19 protein-coding genes are annotated in these 22,411 nt (G+C 67.0%); 5 read left to right on the top strand and 14 right to left on the bottom strand.

What is annotated here, in order from left to right; all coding sequences use genetic code 11:
- Together cyoB and cyoA are read right to left on the bottom strand one after the other, a co-directional pair.
- Window positions 1-2,025, bottom strand: coding sequence for a cytochrome o ubiquinol oxidase subunit I (cyoB, locus tag AC1DW3_RS15245; RefSeq protein ID WP_477932327.1), 2,025 nt, complete (start codon window positions 2,023-2,025; stop codon window positions 1-3).
- A 9-nt stretch (window positions 2,026-2,034) separates the two neighbouring features.
- Window positions 2,035-3,111 (bottom strand): ubiquinol oxidase subunit II, encoded by a 1,077-nt coding sequence (gene cyoA / locus AC1DW3_RS15240; RefSeq protein ID WP_477932325.1) that lies wholly within the window; start codon window positions 3,109-3,111, stop codon window positions 2,035-2,037.
- A gap of 114 nt (window positions 3,112-3,225) precedes the next feature.
- Between cyoA and AC1DW3_RS15235 the strand changes: the two genes are divergently transcribed.
- The 4 genes from AC1DW3_RS15235 (at window position 3,226) to AC1DW3_RS15220 (ending at window position 6,120) form a co-directional block, all read left to right on the top strand.
- Window positions 3,226-4,557, top strand: coding sequence for an MFS transporter (locus AC1DW3_RS15235; RefSeq protein ID WP_477932323.1), 1,332 nt, complete (start codon window positions 3,226-3,228; stop codon window positions 4,555-4,557).
- A gap of 114 nt (window positions 4,558-4,671) precedes the next feature.
- Window positions 4,672-5,343: a glutathione S-transferase family protein gene (locus AC1DW3_RS15230; protein WP_477932321.1), complete on the top strand. Its 672-nt coding sequence runs from the start codon at window positions 4,672-4,674 to the stop codon at window positions 5,341-5,343.
- A complete protein-coding gene (locus AC1DW3_RS15225) occupies window positions 5,315-5,662 on the top strand; it encodes an ArsR/SmtB family transcription factor (protein ID WP_477932319.1) in 348 nt (115 codons plus the stop codon). The genes AC1DW3_RS15230 and AC1DW3_RS15225 overlap by 29 nt, the downstream gene beginning before the upstream one ends.
- The gene (locus tag AC1DW3_RS15220) at window positions 5,659-6,120 is read left to right on the top strand and encodes an SRPBCC family protein (RefSeq protein ID WP_477932317.1); all 462 of its coding nucleotides are present in this window, start codon (window positions 5,659-5,661) and stop codon (window positions 6,118-6,120) included. The genes AC1DW3_RS15225 and AC1DW3_RS15220 overlap by 4 nt, the downstream gene beginning before the upstream one ends.
- On the opposite strand, the gene purL is transcribed toward AC1DW3_RS15220, so the two are convergent.
- From purL to AC1DW3_RS15165, 11 genes are all read right to left on the bottom strand, one after another.
- Entirely contained in the window at window positions 6,117-10,091 is a 3,975-nt protein-coding gene (purL, locus tag AC1DW3_RS15215) for a phosphoribosylformylglycinamidine synthase (RefSeq protein ID WP_477932315.1), read from the bottom strand. The two genes, AC1DW3_RS15220 and purL, sit on opposite strands and share 4 nt — an antisense overlap.
- 75 nt (window positions 10,092-10,166) lie before the next feature.
- A complete protein-coding gene (locus AC1DW3_RS15210) occupies window positions 10,167-10,574 on the bottom strand; it encodes a hypothetical protein (protein ID WP_477932313.1) in 408 nt (135 codons plus the stop codon).
- A complete protein-coding gene (locus AC1DW3_RS15205) occupies window positions 10,571-11,881 on the bottom strand; it encodes a TRZ/ATZ family hydrolase (RefSeq protein WP_477932311.1) in 1,311 nt (436 codons plus the stop codon). The genes AC1DW3_RS15210 and AC1DW3_RS15205 overlap by 4 nt, the downstream gene beginning before the upstream one ends.
- A 19-nt stretch (window positions 11,882-11,900) precedes the next feature.
- Window positions 11,901-12,818 (bottom strand): ribokinase, encoded by a 918-nt coding sequence (locus AC1DW3_RS15200; RefSeq protein ID WP_477932309.1) that lies wholly within the window; start codon window positions 12,816-12,818, stop codon window positions 11,901-11,903.
- A gap of 63 nt (window positions 12,819-12,881) precedes the next feature.
- Window positions 12,882-14,192: a citrate synthase gene (gene gltA, locus AC1DW3_RS15195; RefSeq protein WP_477932307.1), complete on the bottom strand. Its 1,311-nt coding sequence runs from the start codon at window positions 14,190-14,192 to the stop codon at window positions 12,882-12,884.
- A 24-nt stretch (window positions 14,193-14,216) separates the two neighbouring features.
- Complete coding sequence (locus AC1DW3_RS15190; RefSeq protein ID WP_477932305.1) at window positions 14,217-14,480, bottom strand: FAD assembly factor SdhE; 264 nt, start codon at window positions 14,478-14,480, stop codon at window positions 14,217-14,219.
- 3 nt (window positions 14,481-14,483) lie between these two features.
- Window positions 14,484-15,185 (bottom strand): succinate dehydrogenase iron-sulfur subunit, encoded by a 702-nt coding sequence (locus AC1DW3_RS15185; RefSeq protein ID WP_477932303.1) that lies wholly within the window; start codon window positions 15,183-15,185, stop codon window positions 14,484-14,486.
- A 27-nt stretch (window positions 15,186-15,212) separates the two neighbouring features.
- Window positions 15,213-17,000: a succinate dehydrogenase flavoprotein subunit gene (gene sdhA / locus AC1DW3_RS15180; protein WP_477932302.1), complete on the bottom strand. Its 1,788-nt coding sequence runs from the start codon at window positions 16,998-17,000 to the stop codon at window positions 15,213-15,215.
- Window positions 17,000-17,359 (bottom strand): succinate dehydrogenase, hydrophobic membrane anchor protein, encoded by a 360-nt coding sequence (gene sdhD, locus AC1DW3_RS15175; protein ID WP_477932301.1) that lies wholly within the window; start codon window positions 17,357-17,359, stop codon window positions 17,000-17,002. Before sdhD ends, sdhA begins: the two co-directional genes overlap by 1 nt.
- Before the next feature lie 12 nt (window positions 17,360-17,371).
- Window positions 17,372-17,800 (bottom strand): succinate dehydrogenase, cytochrome b556 subunit, encoded by a 429-nt coding sequence (gene sdhC, locus AC1DW3_RS15170; RefSeq protein WP_477932300.1) that lies wholly within the window; start codon window positions 17,798-17,800, stop codon window positions 17,372-17,374.
- A gap of 93 nt (window positions 17,801-17,893) precedes the next feature.
- Entirely contained in the window at window positions 17,894-18,610 is a 717-nt protein-coding gene (locus AC1DW3_RS15165) for a GntR family transcriptional regulator (RefSeq protein ID WP_477932298.1), read from the bottom strand.
- A gap of 94 nt (window positions 18,611-18,704) precedes the next feature.
- On the opposite strand from AC1DW3_RS15165, the gene AC1DW3_RS15160 reads away from it, so the two are divergent.
- A complete protein-coding gene (locus tag AC1DW3_RS15160; RefSeq protein WP_477932296.1) occupies window positions 18,705-19,691 on the top strand; it encodes a malate dehydrogenase in 987 nt (328 codons plus the stop codon).
- A gap of 96 nt (window positions 19,692-19,787) precedes the next feature.
- Here AC1DW3_RS15160 and AC1DW3_RS15155 read toward each other — a convergent pair whose 3' ends face one another.
- Window positions 19,788-22,379, bottom strand: coding sequence for a cation-translocating P-type ATPase (locus tag AC1DW3_RS15155; RefSeq protein ID WP_477932294.1), 2,592 nt, complete (start codon window positions 22,377-22,379; stop codon window positions 19,788-19,790).
- Window positions 22,380-22,411: the final 32 nt, after the last annotated feature.

Here is a 22,411-nt window from a genome sequence, read left to right as displayed (position 1 = left end):
TCAGGCAGCGGATGCAAGCGCGCGGGTGCGCTCGTCCTCGGTGCGGGTCACCGCATCGGCCGGGATGTGGAAGTCACGGTCGTAGTTGAAGGTGTGGACGATGGACGCGATGACGGTGGCGGCAAAGGTCGCCGCGGCGATCCAGTACATATGCCAGATCAGCGCAAAACCCATGGCCGTGGCCAGCATGGCGATGATGAATCCGGCGCCGGTGTTCCTGGGCATGTGGATGGCCACGAAGCCTTGGCGAGGGCGCTCGGCGTTGCGCTGCTTCATGTCGTGCCAGGCGTCCATCTCGTGGGCGATGGGCGTGAAGGCGAAGTTGTAGTCCGGCGGCGGCGAAGATGTGGACCATTCCAGCGTGCGGCCACCCCAGATGTCGCCCGTCGTGTCGGCCAGTTCCTTGCGACGCCAGATGCTGACGGCGATCTGCACCAGGAAGGCACCGATACCGCAGGCCACGATGCCCGCACCGATGGCGGCGACGACGAAATAGGGTTGCAGCGTCGTGTCGTCGAAGTGGCTGACACGGCGCGTGATGCCCATCAGGCCCAGCACGTACAGCGGCGTGAACGCGACCCAGAAGCCGATGAACCAGCACCAGAACGACACCTTGCCCCAGAAGGCGTCGAGGCGGAAGCCGAAGGCCTTGGGGAACCAGTAGTTGATGCCGGCGAAGGCGCCGAACACCACGCCGCCGATGATGACGTTGTGGAAGTGGGCGATCAGGAAGAGGCTGTTGTGCAGCACGAAGTCCGCCGCCGGCACCGCCAGCAGCACGCCGGTCATGCCACCGATGGTGAAGGTGATCATGAAGCCCACCGTCCACAGCATCGGCACTTCGAACTTGATGCGGCCACGGTACATCGTGAACAGCCAGTTGAAGATCTTGGCGCCCGTCGGGATCGAGATGATCATCGTCGTGATGCCGAAGAAGCTGTTCACGCTGGCCCCTGAGCCCATCGTGAAGAAGTGGTGCAGCCAGACGAGGTAGGACAGGATGGTGATGACGACCGTCGCGTAGACCATGGACGCATAGCCGAACAGCTTCTTGCGACTGAAGGTGGACACCACTTCCGAGAAGATGCCGAACACCGGCAGCACCAGGATGTAGACCTCGGGGTGGCCCCAGATCCAGATCAGGTTCACGTAGAGCATGGCGTTGCCGCCAAGGTCGTTGGTGAAGAAGTTGGTGCCCAGGTAGCGGTCGGCCGTCAGCAGCGCGAGCGTCGCGGCCAGCACGGGGAAGGTCGCGACGATGAGCACGTTGGTGCACAGCGAGGTCCACGTGAAGACGGGCATCTTCATCATGGTCATGCCCGGCGCGCGCATCTTGATGATGGTGGCGATCAGGTTGATGCCCGACAGCGTCGTGCCCACCCCCGCGATCTGCAGTGACCACAGGTAGTAGTCCACCCCGACGTCGGGGCTGGCCAGGATGCCCGACAGCGGCGGGTAGGCCAGCCAGCCGGTCTTGGCGAACTCGCCGATGAACAGCGAGATCATGACCAGCACGGCGCCGCCGGCCGTCATCCAGAAGCTGAAGTTGTTCAGGAAGGGGAAGGCGACGTCGCGTGCGCCGATCTGCAGCGGCACGACATAGTTCATGAACCCGGTCACGAAGGGCATCGCGACGAAGAAGATCATGATGACGCCGTGGGCCGTGAAGACCTGGTCGTAGTGGTGCGGCGGCAGGAAGCCGGCATTGTCGGCAAACGCCATGGCCTGGTGGGCCCGCATCATCAGCGCGTCAGCGAAGCCGCGCAGCAGCATCACCACGCCGAGGATGATGTACATGATGCCGATCTTCTTGTGGTCGATGCTGGTGATCCAGTCGGTCCACAGATGGCCCCAGAGCTTGAACTTGGTGATCAGCGCGAACACCAGCGCGCCGCCCAGCATCACGGCGATGAAGGTGGCGACGAGGATGGGCTCGTGCAGCGGCAGCGAGTCCCAGCCGAGGCGGCCGAGGATGGGATGCAGCTGATCGAGCGTCTGGTGTTGGGCAACGACGGGATTGGACATCGGTCGGTCTCAGTTCTTCAGCGCGGCGGGTGAAGCCTCGGGGGCTTCGACGGGCAGACCCAGCAGGTTGGTCGGCGTGCACAGCGCGGCGACGACGGTGCGTTCGCGCTGCGTGCCCTCGGCATCACGCCAGGGGCTGCGCATCGTGCTGGCCACGCCACCCTTGCCGGCACCGCCGGCCGCGTCGATGGCCATCATCTGGCTGGCGCACATCTTCTTGCCGTCGACGCAGCGGTCGACGATGGCGCTCCACAGGCCGGGCTCGACGCTGGCGAAGCGGCGGATGGGCTCCTTGGCGCTCGGCTGTTCCAGCTTCAGGTAGTCAGCGCGGGTCAGCGTGTTGCCGCCGGCCTTGTTGCCGTCGACCCAGCGCGCGAATTCTTCGTCCGTCAGACCATGGAACTTGAAGCGCATGTCGGAGAAGCCGGCACCGCTGTACTGGGCCGACAGGCCGTCATAGACACCGGCCTTGTTGATGACAGCGTGCAACTGAGTCTGCATGCCCGGCATCGCGTAGATCATGCCGGCCAGGGCCGGCACGTAGAAGGTGTTCATCACCGAGGTGGACGTGAAGCGGAAGTGGATGGGGCGGTCCACCGGCGCGGCCAGTTCGTTGACGGTCGCGATGCCCTGCTCGGGGTAGATGAAGAGCCACTTCCAGTCCATCGACACCGCGTAGACCTCCAGCGGCTTTACGTCGGCCGCCACGGGCTTGCCTTCGGCGATGCGGTCCAGCGGGCGGAAAGGGTCGAGCTTGTGGGTGCTGATCCAGGTGATGGCGCCCAGCGCGATGATGATCAGCAGCGGCGCACCCCAGATGACGAGTTCCAGGCGGGTGGAGTGGTCCCAGTCCGGCGCATACGTCGCCTCCTCGTTGGACTGGCGGTAACGGTATGCAAAGAACAGCGTCAGCGCGATCACCGGGACGATGATCAGCAGCATCAACAGCGTGGACGTGACAATGAGCTGCGCCTGCTGTTGCGCGATGTCGCCATGCGGCTTCATCACGATCCAATCGCAGCCGGACAAAGCGAAGCTGGCTGACAAGACCAGGGCGCTGTTGAGGAGAGACTTGTTGGGGTACATCCTGAGGTGCGCGCAAGGGTTAACGATCTTGCTCGCAGCGATGGAATGTAAGTTGATTGAGGCAAATCAACGATTGGACATTTTGTCCAAGGCACAGACGGAGACAAGCCCGAAATGGCAGTTGCAGGTAGTACTTTCCATAGCCCCAATTCCGGCCCGCTGACCACCCGGACGGACGAGGACCTGGCCCCCGGCGACATCGCGGTGGGCGTCATCATCGGCCGCGCGTCCGAATATTTCGACTTCTTCGTCTTCGGCATCGCCTCGGTGCTGGTCTTCCCGCAGGTCTTCTTCCCCTTCGCCGACCGCCTGACGGGCACGCTCTACGCCTTCCTGGTCTTTGCGCTGGCATTCGTCGTCCGACCGGTCGGCACGCTGATCGGCATGTCCATCCAGCGCCATTTCGGCCGCTCGGCCAAGCTGACCGCCGCCCTCTTCCTGCTCGGCTGCTCCACGGTCGGCATGGGCCTGCTGCCTGGTTACGCCGAGGCCGGCAGCGCAGCCATCTGGCTGCTGGCGCTCGCACGCGTCGGCCAGGGCCTGGCCTTGGGTGGCTCCTGGGACGGCCTGCCCTCGCTGCTGGCCCTGAACGCCCCGCCGCACCGCCGCGGCTGGTACGCCATGCTGGGCCAGCTCGGCGCGCCGCTGGGCTTCTTCGTCGCCTCGGGCGTGTTCCTGTACGTGTTCGGCAGCCTGGACGCCAAGGACTTCCTGTCCTGGGGCTGGCGCTTCCCCTTCTTCACCGCCTTCGCCATCAACGTCGTCGCGCTGTTCGCCCGGCTGCGCCTGGTCGTCACGCACGAGTACGAGAAGCGCATGGAGGAGCATGAGCTCGACCCCGCCTATCTGCGCGAGCTGCTGCCCGCCCAGGGCCACCACATCGTCATCGGCGCCTTTGCGGCCCTGGCCAGCTATGCCCTTTTCCACCTGGTGAGCGTGTTCCCGCTGTCCTGGGTGGCGCTGTACGGCACCGAAGGGGTCGAGGACTTCATGAAGATGGAGCTTCTCGGCGCCGCCTTCGCGGCCGTCGCCATGCCCATGTCCGGCCTCATCGCCGACAAGATCGGCCGGCGCAGCTACCTCGGCACCATGGCCATGGCCATCGGCGTGTTTGCGCTGTTCGCGCCCTTCATGCTGGGCGGTGGCAAACCCGGCCAGGCCGCCTTCATCCTGATCGGCTTCGTGCTGCTGGGCCTGTCCTATGGCCAGTCCGCCGGCTCGGTGACGTCCAATTTCCTGCCTCACTTCCGCTATACCGGCGCAGCGCTGACGGCCGACATGGCCTGGCTGCTGGGCGCGGCCTTTGCGCCCGTCGTGGCCCTCTTCCTGTCGTCACGCTTCGGCCTGGTGTCGCTCAGCCTCTACCTGCTGTCCGGCGTGGTCTGCACGCTGGTGGCGCTGCGGGTGAACAAGCGGCTGCAGGCGGCCGCCGTCGTGCAGGACTGATCCGGTTCGCCATCCAGACAAGGCGGGCCGAGGCCCGCCTTTGTTTTGCCTCGACAGTTTCCTTTTCCTGAAAGTTTCCATACACTTAGCCATCACGGAAACTTTAGAGCCACCATGTCCCTGACCCTGCACTACCACCCGCTCTCCTCCTATTGCTGGAAGGTCCTGATCGCCCTCTACGAGAACGGTGCGCCTTTCGAAGCCCGCACCGTCAATCTCGGTGACCCGGCAGCACGCGCGGCCTACGCTGCGCTCTGGCCCACGGCCAAGATCCCGCTGCTGGTCGACGGGGACCGCGTCGTGCCCGAGACCTCGATCCAGATCGAGTACCTGGATCGCCGCCATCCGGGGGCCGTGCAGTTGCTGCCCGATGACTTCGAGGCGCAGCTGGAGGTGCGCTTGTGGGACCGCGTCTTCGACCTGCACGTGATGACGCCCATGCAGCGCTTCATCGGCCAGCAACTGCGCCCCGACGCCGAGCGCGACGCGGCCACGCTGACCGGCGCCGTCAATGACCTGGGGCTGGCCTATGACCTCATCGAAAGCCGCCTGGGCGACCGTACCTGGGCAGCGGGAGAGGCCTTCACGATGGCCGATTGCGCCGCAGCGCCGGCCCTGTTCTACGCGGCCATCGTGCGGCCCTTCTCGCCCGCCCATGTCAAGCTCAGCGCCTACTTCGAGCGCCTGCTGGCCCGTCCCTCCGTGTGGCGCTGCATCGTCGAAGCCCGACCGGTCTTCCAGTACTACCCCCTGCGTCATGCCCTACCTGCACGCTTCCTCGGCTGAAGGCCTGGACCGTCTTTTCGCCGCCCTGGCCGACGGCAACCGCCGCGCCATGGTCGACCAGCTGGCGCGCGGGCCGGCCTCGGTGTCGGACCTGGCCAAGCCGCTGTCTCTTCGCCTGCCCTCGGCGCTGAAGCACCTGGCCGTGCTGGAGGCCGGCGGCGTCGTGCAGTCGGACAAGGCCGGCCGCGTGCGCACCTACCGCATCGCGCCGGATGCCTTTGGCGGCCTGGAAGACTGGGTGGCCACGCGCAAGGCGATGTGGCATCGCCAGTTCGACGCCCTTGAAGCCCTTCTCGAAGAACAGGACAACCCACCGTGACGACGACTCCCGCCGCCCACACCAGCTTCGTGCTGGAGCGCCGCTTCAAGGCCTCGGCCAGCCGTGTGTTCGCTGCCTGGGCCGACCCGGCCACCAAGCAGCGCTGGTCCGACTGCCATGCCGAGATGAACGCCACCGAGTTCAGCATGGACTTCCGCCCCGGTGGGCAGGAGATCTACCGCAGCGAGCTGCCCGATGGAACGCAGCTCGCCGTCGACAAGGTCTTCCTCGACATCGTGCCGCAGGCCCGCATCTTGTTCGCCTACTCAATGGCAGCGGACGGCCGCGCGCTATCGGCGTCACTGGTCACCGTGGAGTTCGCCAACACGCCTGCCGGCTCGACGCTGAAGCTGACCGAGCAGTTGGCCTACCTCGACGGCCACCAGGACCTGGAGCAGCGCCGGCGTGGCACCGAAGAGGGCCTCGACCGGCTGTTGCTCGAGGTGGATGCGGCTTAGCCCAGCGCCTTCCTCGCGCTCTGGAACATGCGCAGCCACGGGCTGTGCAGCGCGCGGTCGCCCGAGGTCCAGCTCATCTGCACATTGCGCAAGACGCGCTCCGGGTGGGGCATCAGCGCCGTGAAGCGGCCGTCCGGCGTCGTCACCGACGTCAGGCCGCCCGGGCTGCCGTTGGGGTTGAACGGGTAGGCCTCGGTCGCTTGGCCATGGTTGTCGACAAAGCGCATGGCCTGGAGGACCTTGGCCGCGTCACCCTGGCGCGCGAAGTTGGCGTAACCCTCACCGTGTGCAACGGCGATGGGCAGGCGGCTGCCGGCCATGCCCTGGAAGAACACGCTGGGTGACTCCAGCACCTCGACCAGCGACAGGCGGGCCTCGAACTGCTCGCTCTGGTTGCGCGTGAAGCGCGGCCAGGCGTCGGCGCCCGGGATGATGGGCGCGAGCGCGGCCAGCATCTGGCAGCCGTTGCAGACCCCCAGGGCCAGCGTGTCCCGGCGCGCAAAGAAGGCACGAAACTGCTCGGCCAGCACGGGGTTGAACATGATGCTGCGCGCCCAGCCCTCGCCGGCGCCCAGGGTGTCGCCGTAGCTGAAGCCGCCGCAGGCCACGAAGGCCGCGAAGCCGTCCAGTTGGACCGCGCCGGACTGCAGGTCGCTCATGTGCACGTCGAAGCTGTCGAAGCCGCCCTGTGCCATCGCATAGGACATCTCGATGTGCGAGTTGACGCCCTGCTCGCGCAGGATGGCGACCTTGGGCTTCGCGCCGGTGACGATGAACGGCGCCTCGGGCGTGAACGTCGTGTGGACATGCAGGCCCGGGTCGTCGGCCTTGCCGGCAGCGGCATGCTCGGCATCGGCGCCGGCCGGGTTGTCGCGCAACTGCGCGATGCGCCACGACACCTCGTCCCAGGTCTGCTGCAGCGTCGTCAGGTCGGCGGCGAACACCTTCTTCGCATCGCGCCAGACTTCCACCTGCCGCGCCGCATTGGGCTTGGCAACGACGTGGGAATACCTGGACAGGCCATGCGCGCGCAGCACCTGCATGACGGCATCGCGGTCGCCCGCGCGGACCTGGATCAGCGCACCCAGTTCCTCGCTGAACAACGCGCGCAGCGTCAGCTCTTCGCGGCGGGCGCTGACCTGGCCGGCCCAGTTCTTGGAGTCGCCCATGTCGGCGCGGCTGTCGCTGATGCCGTCGCCTTCCGTAACCAGCATGTCGACGTTCAGGCTCAGGCCGGTCTGGCCGGCAAAGGCCATTTCGCAGGCCGCCGCCCACAAGCCGCCATCCGAACGGTCGTGATACGCCAGCAACTTGCCGGCGGTGCGCAGTTCGTTGATCGCGTTGACCAGCGACACCAGCAGCTTGGGGTCGTCGAGGTCCGGCACATCGCTGCCGAACTGGTTCAGCGTCTGCGCCAGGATGGAGCCGGCCATGCGGTGCTGGCCCTGGCCCAGGTCGATGAGGATGAGCGCCGAGTCCTCGCGCTGCCATTCGGGCGTCAGCGTGCCGCGCACGTCGGCGATGCTGGCGAAGGCGGTGACGATCAGCGATACCGGCGCGGTGACCTGCTGGTCAGCCCACTTGGTGCGCATCGACAGCGAATCCTTGCCGACTGGGATGGAAATGCCCAGCGCGGGGCACAGTTCCATGCCCACGGCCTTGACAGTGTCGAACAGCGCGGCGTCTTCACCGGCTTCGCCACAGGCAGCCATCCAGTTGGCGCTGAGCTTCACGCGCGGCAGCTCGAAGGGCGCGGCCAGCAGATTGGTGATGGCCTCGGCCACGGCCATGCGGCCCGAGGCGGGTGCGTTGACGGACGCCAGCGGCGTGCGCTCGCCCATGCTCATGGCCTCGCCGGCAAAGCCGTTGAAGTCGGCCAGCGTGACGGCGCAGTCCGCCACCGGCAGCTGCCAGGGGCCGACCATCTGGTCGCGGTGGTTGAGGCCGCCCACGGTGCGGTCGCCGATGGTGACGAGGAAGCGCTTGCTGGCCACCGTCGGGTGGCGCAGCACGTCGAAAGCGGCCTGCTCCAGCTTGACGCCGGACAGGTCCAGCGCACCGCCGCTGCGGGCCACGCGCTTGACGTCGCGCTGCATCTTGGGCGGCTTGCCCAGCAGCACGTCCATGGGCATGTCGATGGGGTGATCGGTGACTTCCGCGTCGCCATCCACCAGCTTCAGGTCGCGCTCTTCCGTCACGACACCGACGACGGCGAACGGGCAGCGCTCGCGCGCGCACATCGCTGCAAAACGGTCCAGGCTGCCCGGCGCAATGGCCAGCACATAGCGCTCCTGGCTCTCGTTGCACCAGATTTCCTTTGGGGCGAGGCCCGACTCCTCCAGCGGCACCTTGCGCAGGTCGAAGCGCGCACCGCGGCCGGCGTCGTTGACCAGCTCGGGGAAGGCGTTGGAGATGCCGCCCGCGCCCACGTCGTGGATGGCCAGCACCGGGTTCTCCTGCCCGAGGCCCCAGCAGTGGTTGATGACCTCTTGCGCGCGCCGTTCGATCTCGGGGTTGCCGCGCTGCACGGAGTCGAAGTCGAGGTCGGCCGTGTTGGTGCCGGCCGCCATCGAACTGGCCGCGCTGCCGCCCATGCCGATGCGCATGCCCGGGCCGCCCAGCTGGATCAGCAGGCTGCCGGCGGGGAACTCGATCTTCCGGGTCAGGTCGGCGCGGATCTGGCCCAGGCCGCCGGCGATCATGATGGGCTTGTGATAGCCGCGGCGGATGCCATCCACCGTCTGCTCGTAGACGCGGAAATAGCCGCCCAGATTGGGCCGGCCGAACTCGTTGTTGAAGGCCGCACCACCCAGCGGGCCCTCGATCATGATCTGCAGCGCCGACGCGATGTGCGCCGGCTTGCCGACCGGGTTCTGTTCCCAGGATTCGGCCAGACCCGGCAGATGCAGGTTGGAGACCGAGAAGCCGGTCAGGCCCGCCTTGGGCTTGGAGCCGCGGCCCGTAGCACCTTCGTCGCGGATCTCGCCGCCAGCGCCCGTGGACGCCCCCGGGAAGGGCGAGATGGCCGTCGGGTGGTTGTGCGTCTCGACCTTCATCAGCACCTCGGCCTGCTCGGCACGGGCCGTGTAGGCCGAGCCCGGCGCATCGGCCGCCATCCAGCGCTGGATGGCATGGCCTTCCATGATGGCGGCGTTGTCCGAGTAGGCGACGACCGTGTGCTGCGGGTTCAGCTTCTCGGTGTTGCGGATCATGCCGAACAGCGAGAGCGGCTGGGCCTCGTCGTCGACGATGAAGCTCGCGTTGAAGATCTTGTGGCGGCAATGCTCGCTGTTGGCCTGGGCAAACATCATCAGCTCGACGTCGCTGGGGTTGCGGCCGAGCTTCTTGAAATTGGTGTCGAGGTAGTCGATCTCATCGGCCGACAGGGCCAGGCCGAACTCGACATTGGCCTTCTCCAGGGCTGCACGGCCCTGGCCGAGCACGTCCACATGCGCCAACGGCTCGGCCGTGCGCTCGTCGAACAGATGGGCGGTGGCCTCGCGCGTGAAGCACACCGACTCGGTCATGCGGTCGTGCAGCAGTTCGGCGCAGGCCTGCAGCTCGGCCTCGCTCAGCTGCCTGGTGCCGCCAAGGCTTCCAAGGAGGCCGGACTTCAGCGCGACGCGGTATTCAACGACGCGCTCGACGCGCTTCAAGGCCAGGCCGCAGTTGCGCGCAATGTCGGTGGCCTTGGACGCCCAGGGGCTGACGGTGCCGAAGCGCGGCGCGACGACGACGAGATCGCCGCTGGCAGCCGCATCGGCGGGTTCGCCGTAGGTCAGCAGCGCCTCGAAACGCTGCTGAGCGCCGGCCGCCATGGCCGTGTCGGTCCAGACCCAGTGCACCGCGCGGGCGCTGACGGCGCTGATGCGCTCGTTGACCTGTTGCAGCCGGCCCAGCAAGGCCTGGGCGCGGAACGTGGACAAGGCGTTGCCGCCCTCGAAACATTGCAGATGCAGGGTGCGGGTCATGGCGTCGGGAGGCGGGGCCGCGCGGCCGGCGTAAGGGGAAACCAGCATTCTAGGCGGCAGTCCGCCCTGCGCCAGCTATGCGCCCAGACTGAGGCCGCGACTGCGCAGCCAGGCCTCGGCCTCGGCGACGCTGGCGCAACCGTGGAAGTTGGTCAGCGTGGCCGCGCGAGCCGCCATCGGCTGGATGATGAGAGCCTGGAAACTGTCCGGGATGACCGTGGCCGCGGCGGCGAGGTCGTGGGCCAGGGCGTCCTCGAAGAAGGCCCAGATGCCATCCAGTGCCTCGGGCGTGGCGCCTTCCCAGGCGGCCGTGTCGCTCAACAGACCCCAGGGGCGGCCGGCACGCTCGCGCGCCAAGCGTCCGCCCTCTTGCTGCAGCCGGGCTGCGGCGATCTCGTTCCAGGTGCCCTCCAGACGCAGAACCAGCACGTCGCCACGCCAGGTGAGGCTGAAGCGGCCATGCTGGCTCCACACTGGGCTCATGGGGCCTGCATTCGGCCGACGACGTCGCGCACCTCGGCCAGCAGGGCCGGCACATCGATGGTCGTCGGCTGGCGCTCGCGCAGCACCTGGCGGCCGCCGATCCAGACATTGCTGACCTGCTCACGGCCGGCCACGTAGACGAGCTGGGCCGCGGCGTTGTACACGGGCTGGCATTCGATGCTGTCCAGCGACACGGCGACGCAGTCAGCCAGCTTGCCGACCTCCAGCGAGCCGAGGTCGTCGCCGCGGCCCATGGCCTTGGCGGCGCGGATCGTGGCCATTTCCAGCGCGGTGCGCGCAGAGGCCACCGTCGGGTCACCCGTGATGCCCTTGGCTAACAGCGCTGCTGAGCGGATCTCACCGAACATGTCGAGACGATTATTGGACGCCGCGCCGTCGGTGCCAAGCACCGTGTTGACGCCGGCGGCCTCCAGCGCCTTCAGCGGCATGACGCCCGAAGCCAGCTTGAGGTTGGAGTTGGGGTTGTGCACCAGATGCACGCCCTTCCTGGCCATCAGCTCGATCTCGGCCTCGTCGAGGTGGACCATGTGCACGGCGATCATGCGCTCGTTGAACAGGCCCAGCTTGTCCAGGCGCGCAATGGGACGCACACCGTGGGCCTTGAGGCCGTCGCTGACCTCGCCCGCCGTCTCGTGGATGTGGCAGTGCATCTGGATGTCGAGCTTCTCGGCCAGGTCGCGCAGCTTGATGAAGGTCTCGTCGGACACCGTGTAAGGCGCATGCGGCGCGCTGGTCCAGTCGAGCAGCTTCTCGCCCTTGTACTGTTCGTAGGCCGCGATGCCCTTGGCGATGTAGTCGTCCGGGCCGGAGGCATAGCCGGTGGGGAAGTCGATGACGTTCATCGACACGGCGGCACGCACGCCCGAGTCCACAGCGGCGCGGGCCATGGCGGTCGGGAAGAAATACATGTCGTTGATATAGGTCGTGCCGCTGCGCAGACCTTCGGCAGCCGCGAGCTTGGAGCCGAGATAGGTCCAGTCCTCACTGACCCATTTCTTTTCGAGCGGCCAGATGTGGTTCTGCAGCCAGTCCATCAGCGGCACGTCGTCGGCGACACCGCGCAGCAGCGTCATGGCCGAGTGGGCGTGGCCGTTGATGAGGCCGGGGATGAGGATCTGCTCGGGCAGTTCGACACGCTCGGCTTGCGGGTACTTCGCCAGCAGGTCAGCGCGCGGGCCGACGGCGGCAATGCGCTCGCCGTCGATCAGCAGCGCGTGATCTTCAAGCGTGCCTTCGCCGGCCTTCATGGTCAGCAGCCAACGGGGCAGCAGCAGGGTCTGGGACATCTTGTTCTCCTTGTGGGATTCAGTGCTTCAACGATTCTTGGACTTCGGCGCGGCGCGGCATCGCGTCCTGCACGCCGGGGCGCGACACGGCGATGGCCGCGGCGGCTTGGGCAAAGGCGAGCGCCTGGGCAATGGGCTGGCCCTCGGCCAGCGCGGTGACGAGAGCGCCGACGAGGGTATCGCCGGCGCCGACGGTGTCGACGGCCTTCACCGGGCGGGCGGGCACGCGGAGGATGCCCTGGTCATCGAGCCAGCACAGGCCATCGGCACCGAGGGACACGAGGACGGCACCCGGGCCCTTGGCGCGCAGCGCTCGGGCCAGCGCCTCGGGCTCGGCGACGCCACCACCCAGGGTCGTGACCAAGGCCTGGGCCTCCAATGCATTGACGACGAGCAGGTCGACCAGGGGCAGCAGCGCCTCGCAGCCGGCGCGGAAGGGCGCCGCGTTCAGCAGCGTCTTCACGCCGGCCGCATGGGCGCGTTCAAAGGCGCGCGCGACGCTTTGCAGCGGCAGTTCCTGCTGAGCGACCAGCCAGCGCAAGCCGTTCAGCTCCAGGGCCTCCACCTGCTCCAGCGGCAGCGTGCCGTTGGACCCGGCCACCGTGACGATCTGGTTCTCGGCATCCTCGGCGCCGACGACGATCAACGCAACACCCGGCACTTCGTCGGCGGGCTGGGCAACCGCATGGGTGTCGACGCCCTCGCCTTTCAGCTGCTCGACCATGGCCGCGCCGTTCTCCAGCAGGCCCACGCGCGCAGCCAGAGCCACGCGCGCACCGAGCCGTGCTGCTGCGACCGCCTGGTTCGCGCCCTTGCCGCCCAGGCAGGAGCCGAAGCGCTGGCCGCGCAGCGTCTCGCCCGGCAGCGGCAGGCGCGGCGCATGCACGATGAGGTCGCGGTTGACGCTGCCGAGGACGAGGATCTCAGGACGGGTCATCAAGGTTCCCAAACGAAAGAACCCCTCGGAGGACCGAGGGGTTCGCGGTGATGCGAGAGCCGATCAGCGCTGTGCGATGGGCTTGACGTCGCGCGGGGTGGCGCCGACGAAGAGCTGGCGCGGGCGGCCGATCTTGTACTCGGGGTCGCCGATCATCTCATTGAGCTGGGCGATCCAGCCCACCGTGCGGGCCAGCGCGAAGATGGCGGTGAACAGCGGCACGGGGATGCCGATGGCGCGCTGCACGATGCCCGAGTAGAAGTCGACGTTCGGGTAGAGCTTGCGGGCGACGAAGTACTCGTCTTCCAGCGCGATTTTCTCGAGCTTCATGGCCAGTTCGAACAGCGGGTCGTTTTCCAGGCCCAGTTCGCCCAGCACTTCGTGGCAGGTCTCGCGCATCAGCTTGGCGCGCGGGTCGTAGTTCTTGTAGACACGGTGACCGAAGCCCATCAGCTTGACGCCGGAGTTCTTGTCCTTGACCTTGCTGACGAACTCGCCGATGCGGGCCACGCCGCCCTGCTTCTGGATGTCGCCCAGCATGTTCAGGCAGGCCTCGTTGGCACCGCCGTGAGCGGGGCCCCACAGGCAGGCCACGCCCGCGGCGATGGCCGCGAAGGGGTTGGTGCCCGACGATCCGCACAGGCGCACGGTCGACGTGGAAGCGTTCTGCTCGTGGTCGGCGTGCAGCGTGAAGATGCGGTCCATCGCGCGGACCAGCACCGGGTTGGGGTTGTAGTCCTCGCAGGGCGTGGCAAACATCATGCGCATGAAGTTGCCGGCGTAGCTCAGGTCGTTCTTCGGATAGATGTAGGGCTGGCCAATGGTGTACTTGTAGGCCATGGACACCAGCGTCGGCATCTTGGCGATCAGGCGGATCGCCGCGATCTCGCGGTGCTCGGGGTTATTGATGTCGGTGCTGTCGTGATAGAAGGCCGACATCGCGCCCACCAGGCCCGTCATGACGGCCATCGGGTGGGCGTCACGGCGGAAACCGCGCAGGAAGAACTGCATCTGCTCATTCACCATCGTGTGGTGCATGACCTTGTCCTCGAACGTCGCCTTCTGGCTTTCGTTCGGCAGCTCTCCGTACAGCAGCAGATAGCAGGTCTCGAGGTAGTCGCAGTTCACCGCGAGTTGCTCGATGGGGTAGCCGCGATACAGCAGCTCGCCCTTGTCACCGTCGATGTAGGTGATGGTGGAGTTGCACGACGCCGTGGACAGGAAGCCGGGGTCGTAGGTGAACTTGCCGGTCTGGCCGTACAGCTTGCGGATGTCGATGACATCCGGGCCGATGCTGCCCTTGTACAGGGGCAGATCCATCGAAGGGCTGCCGTCGGAGAACGACAGGGTGGCTTTCACGTCGGACGGGGTCATGTTGCAGTCCTTAGGGTTTTGAAATCAGGTGCGCAGGTCGGCAAGGACTTGGTGCACGGCAGTGGTGTCGATTTCACCACTGGGCTCCTTGCGGCGCAGTAACAGGTCGAGAAGGTCGTTGTCGGCCAGGTCCATCAGTATCGTCAGGCCTTCGGCTTGCACGACGCTGATGCCTTCGTCGGCATGCCGGGTAAAGAATCGTTCGATGAAGAGGTCGTTCTCCAGCAGGCCACGGCGGCAGCGCCAGCGCAGCTTGGAGAGTTCGCGTTCACCGATCAGTTCGGGCATGCGTCAGACCGCGCGGCGGACCATCAGTTCCTTGATCTTGCCGATGGCCTTCGTGGGGTTCAGGCCCTTGGGGCAGACGTCCACGCAGTTCATGATGGTGTGGCAGCGGAACAAGCGGTACGGGTCTTCGAGGTTGTCCAGGCGTTCGGCGGTGGCTTCGTCGCGGCTGTCGGCGATGAAGCGGTAGGCCTGCAGGAGACCTGCCGGGCCGACGAACTTGTCGGGGTTCCACCAGAAGCTCGGGCAGCTCGTCGAGCAGCTCGCGCACAGGATGCACTCGTACAGGCCGTTGAGCTCGTCGCGCTCCTCGGGCGACTGCAGCCGCTCGGTCTCGGGCGGCACGTTGTCGTTGACCAGGTAAGGCTTGATCGAGTTGTACTGCTTGAAGAACTGCGTCATGTCGACGATCAGGTCGCGCACGACGGGCAGGCCCGGCAGCGGCTTGAGCGTGATGACGCCCGGCAGCGTGCGCATATTCGTCAGGCAGGCCAGGCCGTTCTTGCCGTTGATGTTCATCGCGTCCGAGCCGCAGACGCCTTCGCGGCAGGAGCGGCGGAAGGACAGGCTGGGGTCGACGGCCTTGAGCTTGTTCAGGGCGTCCAGCAGCATGCGCTCCGAGCCATCCAGCTCGACCTCGAGGGTCTGCATGTAGGGCTTGGCGTCCTTGTCCGGGTCGTAGCGGTAAATCTGGAAGGTGCGCTTCATGAGGTTTTTCTCGACAGACAGGACGCGTTAGAAGGTTCTGACCTTGGGCGGGATCGATTCAACGGTCAGCGGCTTGAGGTTGACCGGCTTGTAGTCCAGGCGGTTGCCGTCGGAGTACCACAGCGTGTGCTTCATCCACTGCTCGTCGTTGCGGCCGTTCGGGTGGGCCGGCGTGTCGCCGTAGTCGTTGACGGTGTGGGCGCCGCGGCTCTCGGTGCGGGCCGCCGCCGACACGATGGTGGCCTGCGCCGCCTCGATCAGGTTCTCGACTTCCAGCGCCTCGATGCGGGCCGTGTTGAAGACCTTGGACTTGTCCTTGAGCGTGATGTTCTTGACCCGCTCGGCAATCGCCGCGACCTGGGTCACACCCTCGTTGAGCATGGCCTGGGTGCGGAACACGCCGGCGTGCTGCTGCATCGCGGCACGCAGGTCGTTGGCCACGTCCTGGGCATATTCGCCGCTGGTGCTGTTGTCCAGGCGCGCCAGGCGGGCCAGCGAGCGGTCCGCCGCGTCCGCAGGCAGGTCCTTGTGCGACTGCTTGCCCAGGTCTGCGGCCACCAGGTGGTTGCCTGCCGCGCGGCCGAACACCAGCAGGTCGAGCAGCGAGTTGGTGCCCAGCCGGTTGGCGCCGTGCACGCTGACGCAGGCGCATTCACCCACGGCGTACAAGCCTTTGATGACCTCGTTGGGGTTGCCGTTCTTGGGCGCCACCACCTGGCCGTGGATGTTGGTGGGGATGCCACCCATCTGGTAGTGGATGGTCGGCACCACGGGGATGGGTTCCTTGGTGATGTCGACGTTGGCGAAGTTGTGGCCGATCTCCAGCACCGACGGCAGGCGCTTGGCGATGGTGTCGGCGCCCAGGTGGGTCATGTCGAGGTTGATGTAGTCCTTGTTCGGACCACAGCCCCGGCCTTCCTTGATCTCCTGGTCCATGCAGCGCGACACGAAGTCGCGCGGTGCCAGGTCCTTCAGCGTGGGCGCGTAGCGTTCCATGAAGCGCTCGCCGTCGGCGTTGCGCAGGATGGCGCCTTCGCCACGGCAGCCTTCGGTCAGCAGCACGCCGGCGTTGTGCACGCCGGTCGGGTGGAACTGCCAGAACTCCATGTCTTCCAGCGGGATGCCGGCGCGCGCCGCCATGCCCAGGCCGTCGCCGGTGTTGATGAAGGCGTTGGTGCTGGCGGCAAAGATGCGGCCGGCACCGCCGGTGGCCAGCAGCACGGTCTTGCCGCGCAGGATGTGGACCTCGCCGGTCTCCATCTCGAGCGCGGTCACGCCGACCACGTCGCCCTCGGCGTCGCGGATCAGGTCCAGCGCCATCCACTCGACGAAGAACTGCGTGCGCGCCTTGACGTTCTGCTGATACAGCGTGTGCAGCATCGCGTGGCCGGTGCGGTCGGCCGCGGCGCAGGCGCGCTGCACGGGCTTCTCGCCGTAGTTGGCGGTGTGGCCGCCGAAGGGGCGCTGGTAGATGGTGCCGTCGGCATTGCGGTCGAACGGCATGCCGAAATGCTCGAGCTCGTAGACGACCTTGGGCGCCTCGCGGCACATGAACTCGATGGCGTCCTGGTCACCCAGCCAGTCCGAACCCTTGACGGTGTCGAAGAAGTGGTAGTGCCAGTTGTCCTCGCTCATGTTGCCGAGCGAGGCGCCAATGCCGCCTTGAGCGGCGACGGTGTGCGAGCGGGTCGGGAAGACCTTGGACAGCACGGCCACGTTGAGGCCGGCCAATGCCAGTTGCAGCGAGGCGCGCATGCCGGAGCCACCGGCCCCGACGATCACCACATCGAACTTACGGGTAGCGAGCGCCGCCATCACAGTCTCCACAGAACCTGGATTGCCCAACCGGCGCAACCCAACAACCAAACGATGGTGAGCACCTGCAGCGCGAGGCGAACACCGACGGGCTGGATGTAGTCCATCCAGATATCGCGCATGCCCACCCAGGCGTGATACGCGAGCGACAGGATGGTCACGAAGGTCAGCAGCTTCATCCACTGCTGGGAAAAGATCGCCGCCCAGCGGTCGTAGCCGAGGGCGCCGGGCATCAGCAGCTGGGCCAGCAGCACGACCGTGAAGACGGCCATCAGCACGGCGGTGACGCGCTGCGCGAGCCAGTCACGCAGACCGTAATGCGCACCGACGACGATGCGCTTGGAACCGAAAGTACTCATTCTTGTTCTTCCTCAGTACAGACCGAACAGCTTGGCACCCAGCAGCAGCGTCAGCAGCGTGCTGAGGGTCAGCGTGACCAGAGCCGAGCTGTGGCCCTGGGCCTTGCTGACGCTGTGCGTCGCGTCCATCCACAGATGGCGCACGCCGGCGATGAAGTGCAGGAGGTAAGCCCAGATCAGGGCCAGCGTCACCAGCTTGACGAACCAGCCGGGGATGCCGGCGAAGCCCGCCACGAACACGTTGGTGAAAGTCTCGAAGGAGATTTCCGTGCTCAGGCTGCTGTCCAGCATCCACACCACGAAGGGCAGCAGCAGGAACATCAGCAAGCCGCTGATGCGATGCAGGATGGAGACGATGCCGGCGGGTGGAAGGCGGTAACTGACGATCTGCGTGACGTGAATATTTCTGAAGACCGGTCGGGTCTTGGCACTGTCCGTCATGGTCGAGCCTGCGTAATCAATGTGAAACCGAAAGATTCTAGGCCAGAGACAAAGGCCGAGCTTCGCGGTTGCTGCACTGCGGCATTGTCAGATTCAGTTCAACTCATTGAGGTAGAAGTCCGCCTGCGTGTGGTAGAGACCGCGTCGCAATTCGACCGGTCGGTCGCCATAGGTGTAGGCCACGCGCTCGACGCTGAGCAGGGGGGCGCCGTCGGGCAGGCCCAGCAGTTCGGCGGCACCGGCGGTGGCCGCGATGGCGCGCAGCTTCTCCTCGGCGCGCACCATGTGCACCTGGTAGCGTTCCTCGAAGAGCGCGTACAGCGTGCCCGCGTAGGCGTTGATGACTTCGCTGCTCAGCCCGCGGAAATGCCGTTCCGGCAGCCAGAGATCGTCCAGCACGACAGCGCGGCCGCGGCGCAGCAGCAGCCGCCTGACCTCGATGACGGGCTCCGCCGTGCGCAGATGCAGGGCCCGCGCCGTCTCGGCCGTGGCACGGGCGCGGCGGCAATGCAGCAGCTCGCGGGTGAAGCCGGTGGCGCCGTCGTCGGCCACCAGGCGCAGGAAGCGATAGGCGTCGCGCGGCGCCGTGTGCGTCGCGACAAAGGTGCCGGCGCCCTGGCGGCGCTCGACGACATGCGCCGCCGCCAGTTCATCCATCGCCTTTCTGACCGTGCCCGCACTGGCGTGGAAGCGCTCGGCCAGGGCCGCTTCGCTGGGCAGGGCATCCCCTGGCCGCCACTCGCCCGCCGCGAGGGCGGCCACGATCAACTGGCGGATTTGCTCGTACAGCGGCGCAGGGGACTTTGGCATGCGCGCATTGCAGCACAGGGTATGCCCGTACACTCGACAGGTTGAGGGCGAAACGCCCTAGCCCAGCTTTATCAACTGTCCCTCGGAGACCTCCATGAGCAAGAAACCCGTTCGCGTCGCCGTCACCGGCGCAGCTGGCCAGATTGGCTACGCCCTGCTGTTCCGCATCGCCTCCGGCGAAATGCTGGGCAAGGACCAGCCCGTCATCCTGCAACTGTTGGAAATCCCCGACGAGAAGGCTCAGAACGCGCTGAAGGGCGTGATCATGGAACTCGAAGACTGCGCCTTCCCGCTGCTGGCCGGCATCGAGGCCCACAGCGACCCGATGACCGCCTTCAAGGACACCGACTACGCGCTGCTCGTCGGCGCCCGCCCGCGCGGCCCCGGCATGGAACGTGCCGACCTGCTGGCCGCCAACGCCCAGATCTTCACGGTGCAGGGCAAGGCCCTGAACGCCGTCGCCTCGCGCAATGTGCGCGTGCTGGTGGTCGGCAACCCCGCCAACACCAATGCCTACATCGCGATGAAGTCGGCCCCGGACCTGCCGGCCAAGAACTTCACCGCCATGCTGCGCCTGGACCACAACCGCGCGGCTTCGCAGATCGCCGCCAAGACCGGCAAGGCCGTCGCCGGCATCGAGAAGCTGGCCGTGTGGGGCAACCACTCGCCCACGATGTACGCCGACTATCGCAACGCCACCATCGACGGCCAGTCGGTCAAGGCCCTGATCAACGACGAGCAGTGGAACCGTGAAGTGTTCCTGCCCACCGTCGGCAAGCGCGGCGCGGCCATCATTGCCGCTCGCGGCCTGTCGTCGGCCGCCTCGGCTGCCAACGCCGCCATCGACCACATGCGCGACTGGGCGCTGGGCAGCAACGGCAAGTGGGTCACGATGGGCATCCCGTCGAACGGCGAATACGGCATCCCCAAGGACGTCATGTTCGGCTACCCGGTCACCACCGAAGGCGGCGAGTACAAGATCGTGCAAGGCATCGAGATCGACGCCTTCTCGCAGGAGTGCATCAACAAGACGCTGAAGGAACTGACGGACGAGCAGGACGGCGTCAAGCACCTGCTCTGAGCCGGTATCGAGGACGGGCTTGCCCGTCAGCGTCCACGAGACACCCTTGCGAGGGTGTCTTTTTTTTTGCCCTTGTCGAGCGCGCAAGCCAGCCGGTCAAGCGGCCGCAGCGCTGCGCAGTCGCGCGCTCCATGCAGCCCCGGCGCTCACGGCAAGCGCCACCGTCACCAAGGTCAGCACCAGGTCCTCCGCCGCGGGAACGCCGAAGTGCAGCAATCGCCTCGGGCCCGGCACCAGCACGGCGGTCGCCAGCGCGGAGGCGGCAACGACGGTGACTGCCCAGAAGGCCCGGGAGCTCGCATTCGCCAAGGTGCGAAGCCCGCTGCCGATGGCCATGTTGGCCGCCACCAGCATCAGATTCCCAAGCGTCAGGCCGATCACGGCCAGCGTGCGGGCCACGTCGACCTCACGCCCGGCCTGCAGCGCCAGCAGGTACACGCCCAGGGTCGCCGCGAGCAGGCAGCCGCCCTGCACCAAGCCCCGCCACAACATCGCCCAACCCACGATGCCATCGTCCGTGCGGCGCGGCGGTCGCTGCATCAGCCCCGGCGCTTCGGCCGCACCTTCGAAGGCGAGCGAGCACACCGGATCAATCACCATCTCGGTGAGCACCACATGCACCGGCAACATCAGCGGCGGCAGGCCGAACAGCAGGGGCAGCAGCGCCAGGCCAGCGACCGGGACATGGATGGCGGTGATGTAGGTCATCACCTTGCGAAGGTTGTCGAAGATGCGCCGCCCCATGCGAACGCCACCCACGATGCGCCCGAAGTCTTCGTCCAGGAGTACCAGGCCGGCGGCCTCGCGCGCGACGTCCGTGCCGCGCACGCCCATCGCGATGCCGATGTGCGCCGCCTTCAACGCCGGCGCGTCGTTGACACCATCGCCGGTCATGGCCACGGTCTCGCCGTTGCGCCGCAGCGCCAGCACCAGCTTGAGCTTCTGCTCCGGCATCACGCGGGCAAACACGCGCACATGCCGCACCGCCTCGGCGAGGGCGAGTTCTCCCAGCGCATCGATTTCGGCGCCGGTCAGGACGCCCGCCTGCACGTCGATGCCGGCCTGCTCGGCGATGGCCAGCGCCGTGGCCGCATGGTCGCCGGTGATCATCGCCACCGCAATGCCGGCTTCACGCGCCTGCGCGACCGCGCCCGGCACGCTTTCACGCAGCGGATCCTCGAAGGCGGCCAGGCCCAGCAGCGTGAAGTCGTGGTCATGCGGGTGCATCACCGTTTCACCGTGCGGCGAACAGGCTTCGGCCACAGCCAGCACGCGAAGGCCCTGTGCGGCCAGACCCTTCACCCGGCTCAAAAGATCGGCAGTGCGTTGCGGGTCGAGGTGGCACAGATCAAACACGGCTTCCGGCGCGCCCTTGGCTGCGATGCGGAGCCGACCGGCCGCGTCCGTCCACTCATGCGACATTGCCAGCAACTCGGGGCTGAGCGGAAATTCGCGTGTCAGCGTCCAGTCGGGGTGCAGATGTTCGGTGCCGGCCAGCACGGCATCGCCTCGCGCGATCAGTGCGCGATCCATCGGATCGCTGCCGTCCCTGCGCGAAGCCAGCATGGCGAATTCGAGCAGCCGATGCACCGCCTCGGGCAGGTCCTTGCCGGCCTCGAGCTTGACGTCGACCTCCCCGGTCACGAGGCGGGACAGCTGCATCCGGTTTTCGGTGAGGGTTCCGGTCTTGTCCACGCACAACACCGTGGCCGCACCCAGCGCCTCGATGACGGCAGGGCGACGCGCCAGCACCTTGATGCGCGCCAGGCGCCAGGCTCCCAGCGAAAGGAAGACCGCGAGTGCCATGGGGAACTCTTCGGGCAGCATCGCCATGCCGATGGCGACGGCCGACAGCAGCCCCTGCATCCACTCGCCCCGCAGCAGGCCGTAAACCACCACGATCACGGTGCAAATGGCGGCGGCACCCAGGCCGAAGACACGCACCAGCCGGCGCAGATGCTGCTCCAGCGGCGTGGCTGCTGTTTCGATGGCCGCCAGCGACGCGCCGATGCGACCGACCTGCGTGCCGGCGCCTGTCGCCACCGCCTCGATGACGGCGTGGCCCGCAATGGCCAGGGTGCTCGCGTAGACGAAGGCGCCGCCGTTGCTCTGGGGCGATGCCATGGCCAGGCCGTCTTGCAGTTGCCACACCCGCTTGCTCACCGGCACCGACTCCCCGGTGAGCAGCGACTCGTCGACCTGCAATCCGACCGCCTCGCGGACGATGCCATCGGCGGCGACGCGCTCGCCCTCCCCGACCAGGAAGAAGTCGCCGGGCACCAGTTCGCGCGCCGGGATGCGTGCCATGAGCCCGCCTCGCAGGACGCGCACCTGCGGTGCGGACAGCACGCGGAGGGCCGCCAGCGCATGCTCGCTGCGTCGCTCCTGGAAAACGACCAGGCCGACGGTGACGACGGCGAAGAAGGCCAGCAGCAGCCCCTCGCCCAGGTCGCCCAGCAAGAGGTAGAGGGCTGCGGCAGCCAGCAGCAGCAGGAACATGGGCTCGGTGAACACGCCGCGAAGCGTGCGCAACATGCCGCGCCTGTCGGTATCCCCCACCTCGTTCGGGCCATGCGTCGACAGGCGCTGGCGGGCCTGCGCGTCGCTCAGCCCGCGTGGGAACAGGGGTGTTGCGGCAGGGGGATTTCCGCTGGTGGGCGTCGCCGCTTCAGCGTGCAAGATAGCCACCGCTGGCACGACCGATTCCCGAGGCGCCCCCG

The organism is Roseateles sp. P2_H4 (assembly GCF_056403315.1).
This window is presented reverse-complemented; position numbering and strand designations above follow the sequence as displayed.

Coding starts and splice junctions, on each gene's coding strand:
- AC1DW3_RS15160 (WP_477932296.1), top strand. CDS start 18,705: ATGAGCAAGAAACCCGTTCGCGTCGCCGTCACCGGCGCAGCTGGCCAG.
- AC1DW3_RS15230 (WP_477932321.1), top strand. CDS start 4,672: ATGTCCCTGACCCTGCACTACCACCCGCTCTCCTCCTATTGCTGGAAG.
- purL (WP_477932315.1), bottom strand. CDS start 10,091: ATGACCCGCACCCTGCATCTGCAATGTTTCGAGGGCGGCAACGCCTTG.
- AC1DW3_RS15165 (WP_477932298.1), bottom strand. CDS start 18,610: ATGCCAAAGTCCCCTGCGCCGCTGTACGAGCAAATCCGCCAGTTGATC.
- AC1DW3_RS15225 (WP_477932319.1), top strand. CDS start 5,315: ATGCCCTACCTGCACGCTTCCTCGGCTGAAGGCCTGGACCGTCTTTTC.
- sdhC (WP_477932300.1), bottom strand. CDS start 17,800: ATGACGGACAGTGCCAAGACCCGACCGGTCTTCAGAAATATTCACGTC.
- AC1DW3_RS15190 (WP_477932305.1), bottom strand. CDS start 14,480: ATGCCCGAACTGATCGGTGAACGCGAACTCTCCAAGCTGCGCTGGCGC.
- sdhD (WP_477932301.1), bottom strand. CDS start 17,359: ATGAGTACTTTCGGTTCCAAGCGCATCGTCGTCGGTGCGCATTACGGT.
- AC1DW3_RS15185 (WP_477932303.1), bottom strand. CDS start 15,185: ATGAAGCGCACCTTCCAGATTTACCGCTACGACCCGGACAAGGACGCC.
- sdhA (WP_477932302.1), bottom strand. CDS start 17,000: ATGGCGGCGCTCGCTACCCGTAAGTTCGATGTGGTGATCGTCGGGGCC.
- AC1DW3_RS15205 (WP_477932311.1), bottom strand. CDS start 11,881: ATGTCCCAGACCCTGCTGCTGCCCCGTTGGCTGCTGACCATGAAGGCC.
- AC1DW3_RS15210 (WP_477932313.1), bottom strand. CDS start 10,574: ATGAGCCCAGTGTGGAGCCAGCATGGCCGCTTCAGCCTCACCTGGCGT.
- AC1DW3_RS15200 (WP_477932309.1), bottom strand. CDS start 12,818: ATGACCCGTCCTGAGATCCTCGTCCTCGGCAGCGTCAACCGCGACCTC.
- gltA (WP_477932307.1), bottom strand. CDS start 14,192: ATGACCCCGTCCGACGTGAAAGCCACCCTGTCGTTCTCCGACGGCAGC.
- cyoA (WP_477932325.1), bottom strand. CDS start 3,111: ATGTACCCCAACAAGTCTCTCCTCAACAGCGCCCTGGTCTTGTCAGCC.
- AC1DW3_RS15235 (WP_477932323.1), top strand. CDS start 3,226: ATGGCAGTTGCAGGTAGTACTTTCCATAGCCCCAATTCCGGCCCGCTG.
- cyoB (WP_477932327.1), bottom strand. CDS start 2,025: ATGTCCAATCCCGTCGTTGCCCAACACCAGACGCTCGATCAGCTGCAT.